This window comes from Bacteroidota bacterium (genome assembly GCA_039714315.1).
In the GTDB taxonomy this organism is placed as follows: Bacteria; Bacteroidota; Bacteroidia; order Flavobacteriales; family JADGDT01; genus JADGDT01.
Genome location: JBDLJM010000221.1, coordinates 1 through 3,596, shown reverse-complemented (window position 1 = coordinate 3,596; position 3,596 = coordinate 1). Strand labels below are relative to the sequence as shown.

The following is a 3,596-nucleotide window of genomic DNA, read 5'->3' as shown; positions in this document are numbered from 1 at the left end:
CTCTACATTATTTTAAATGAAAATGAAATCAATGAATACTTATCCCTACTTTAAGAGATAATCTATTGTATGTGATTTTTCTTTCAACATCTTCTGTCCACCATTCTTCACGGACAAACGACATATCCTGATATCGGTATCCTAAAGCAACAAATAAATTTGCATTACCTGATGAAGGAAATACAACCCCAACTTCGCTACTTCCAAACCAGCCACCTTTAGTTTCTTTCACTACAAACTGATCGAGTTTAAGATCCTCGAGAGGAAAGGAATACCCGCCGGAAGCTCCTAAGTATAAAGACATATTATTGTTAGTTGGATATATTAACTTTAAGTTTGCTCCCACAGGTAACATCGAGGTATTAAACCATTCAATACCGGTAACTGCACCGGCAGCAATATTTTTGTTAAACTGGTAGTTATGCTCCATTAAAATTGAAAAAACACTTGTTTGCTCGTCACTGGATGAACCAATTAACATCCCCATTGAAGTGTAGTTGTAATATCCTTTATCTTTTTGATTACCAAAAGGAGTATAATTTTCCCTCTTAGTCTCGTCAACTTCTTCAATATTGTATACAAATATATTTCCACAAAGAGTTTCTACTTTAATTGTTGACTCATCCTGAGAAATAATATTTCCCTTTATTATACTGCCATTTTTCATGTATACAGCATCAACCTGTTTCTGGGCCGAAACTAAAAATGGTATAATTATTAGAAAAGCAAGTATAAAATTCTTCATAAAATTGTACTTTTACTATTAGTTAGCAACAACCAACAGATTAATAAAAATAAAAACCAAAGTAGAAAATATAGGTTGTTTTTTTATATAAATTCAGGCTTTTTTTATAATAACCTGTATTTACTATATTCTACAAATAAAATTTTCATAAAAATAGGTCTTGCACCTTCTGAATTAGGAATAAATGGTAATATTATACAAGTAATATGTAAAATTATACAGACATGAAAAAAGTATTTTCAATTGGAATCTTATTGGGCTTGGTACTGATTACAAACTCCTGCCAAGACAAAATTACAGATACTTATACGGTTAATGAACCGGAATATATGACTTATGATGATTTAAGGTCATCGTTTAAAGTAATCGCTCCTACTACAATAAAAAGAGCCGGTAAAATATATTTCAAGGACGATTATATTTTTATAAACGAATATCAGGAAGGTATTCATATTTTAAATAATTCAGACCCGTCAAACCCGCATGAAGTTTCATTTATCGAAATTCCGGGCAACGTTGACATGGCGATAAAGGGAGACAAATTATATGCCGACAGTTATATCGATTTGCTTACAATCGACATAAGCAACATGAATAACATTGTTGAGATAGACAGAGATACAAGTGTTTTTCCATATATCATTCCTGAAGTAGAAGAAGGTATCGTCAGTGATATTGACGATAGTAGAGGTGTTATTACGGGATATGCTATTACTCAAAAAACTGAAGAGGTTGAAGATCACTCCAATTATTATCAGACCTTTGACCGCTGGGGTGGAATTGAAGCTGTTAATGATGCTCCGGTTTTTGATGGCGCTCTGGCTTCAACAGGAAAAGGAGGCTCAATGGCAAGGTTTACCCTATACGATAATTATTTATATGCAATTGATAATGCATCGTTGAATTTATTTGACATTTCTAATCTTAGTAATCCTGAGTTATATAAACGAATACCAATCAGCTGGCAAATTGAGACTCTATTCCCATACGAGCAAAAACTGTTTATTGGTTCGCAAAGTGGAATGTTTATTTACAGTTTACAAAACCCTGCCAATCCACAGTTTATCTCCGAATTCAGGCACGCATCAGCATGTGATCCTGTTGTAGTTGAAGGCGATTACGCTTACGTAACATTACGTGGAGGTAATTTGTGCGGAGCAATCGATAGTCAATTAGATGTAATAGATATTTCACTAATTGAAAACCCAAAATTAGTAACATCTTACCCTATGGACTCCCCATATGGTTTGGGAATTGATGATCAGATACTTTTTGTTTGTGACGGCGATTCCGGTTTAAAAATATATGATGCGGGCGATCCGTTAGCTATTAGTGACAACAAAATAGCGCAATATTCTGATATTAATGCCTACGATGTTATTCCGCTTGGTAATGTATTATTAATGATTGGAAGTGACGGATTTTACCAATATGATTATTCTGATTTAAGCAATATCAAATTATTGAGTCATATAGCGGTTGAGGGTGAATAGGGAACACCTCTTAAGTGAATAAAATTCAGCGAAAAACAAATAATAATAATAATAATAATATATCTTCAATCACCTGTAAAGCTGACATCAGCAAGACAGGCGATTGAAGATATGCTGTTTTCTAAAGTTCATGTACCGCATCAAAAAATGCCATAACATTTTCTACAGATGTATCATCCTGAATATTATGGGCAGGAGCCAAAATATAACCGCCTCCTTTTCCGAGAATTTCAACTCTGCGTTTTACTTCATCTTTTATCTGTTGCGGAGTTCCATTTGGCATTAATTCCTGAACATCAATACCTCCAAAGAAAATCAAATCCTTTCCGTATTCTTTTTTCAGAAACTCAGGAGTCATGTATTTTGCAAGTGGTTGTATAGGATTAAGTATATCAAGTCCTATGTCGATTAAATCGGGAATTATATCTACTACCGAACCACAGGTATGCCATGCAATCTTAACATCAGGATTAACTTTTCTAAACTCTTCGAACATATATTTCATCCTCGGCTTAAATATTTCTCTCCACTGATCGGGTGACATCAATAAAGAATCCTGTCCTCCAAAATCGTCGCCTGCCCAAACCATATCAGCCCCTCTTCTTATAAGTTCTTTACCCATCTCCAAATGAGTATTCATAACCTTATCAAGCAATTTATTGAAGTATGGTGGCTGTAGCATCATATCCATAAAAAACTTCTCCATTCCGGTTAGGTACCATGATGTTTCGAATATAGCCGTTTCTAAATCGGCAATTACTCCATAATCTTTTTTGAATGTAGAAACTTTATAATCGGCATCATTATAACGTCCCTCAGCAAACGGATCAGGGAATTTATAATTATCTATATCCGCTTCAGAGTCGGCATTTTCTAATGGGAATTTGTAAAATTCGTTATACAAATCAGTTTCCTTAAAAACCATTCCATACTCATTGGTTAATAAGCCATTTTCATCCTTAACAGTTGGAGCACTTAAAGGAGCAATTGAAGCGGTACCAACAGCATCATTCCCAAGCTTCAACAACAAATCGGTATGTGAAATACGTGTAGATAACATTGAGTCTAATGGCTCTTCGTACGGCACACCTAAATGTTTCGACATTTTTTCTGCTACCTGAGGGGTGAAGTTAGCAAACACAGGTGGTCTGTCCGGCTCTCCTCCATTTATAGTCGTGATAAATCTATCTCTTGAATTCATTTTATAGTAGGTTTAAAAATTATTTTAAATTAATTCAAAATTACCGTTATAAACAAGACACAATTTGAGCAATAAAGTGTCTAAAATGAGCATAGCGTAATACCAGTTGTGATTTAAATTTACTGGAAAGAAAATTGGGTTTATTTTGTTCATAGTA

Annotated in this window: 3 protein-coding genes; 1 reads left to right on the top strand and 2 read right to left on the bottom strand. The window is 34.2% G+C overall.

Annotated elements, in window-relative coordinates:
* Positions 1–28: 28 nt before the first annotated feature.
* Positions 29–745, bottom strand: a complete 717-nt coding sequence (locus ABFR62_13670) for a hypothetical protein (protein MEN8139467.1) — start codon at positions 743–745, stop codon at positions 29–31.
* Between the two features lie 224 nt (positions 746–969).
* On the opposite strand from ABFR62_13670, the gene ABFR62_13665 reads away from it, so the two are divergent.
* Positions 970–2,238 (top strand): hypothetical protein, encoded by a 1,269-nt coding sequence (locus ABFR62_13665; protein MEN8139466.1) that lies wholly within the window; start codon positions 970–972, stop codon positions 2,236–2,238.
* A 121-nt stretch (positions 2,239–2,359) separates the two neighbouring features.
* On the opposite strand, the gene ABFR62_13660 is transcribed toward ABFR62_13665, so the two are convergent.
* Positions 2,360–3,439: a uroporphyrinogen decarboxylase family protein gene (locus ABFR62_13660; protein MEN8139465.1), complete on the bottom strand. Its 1,080-nt coding sequence runs from the start codon at positions 3,437–3,439 to the stop codon at positions 2,360–2,362.
* Positions 3,440–3,596 lie beyond the last annotated feature (157 nt).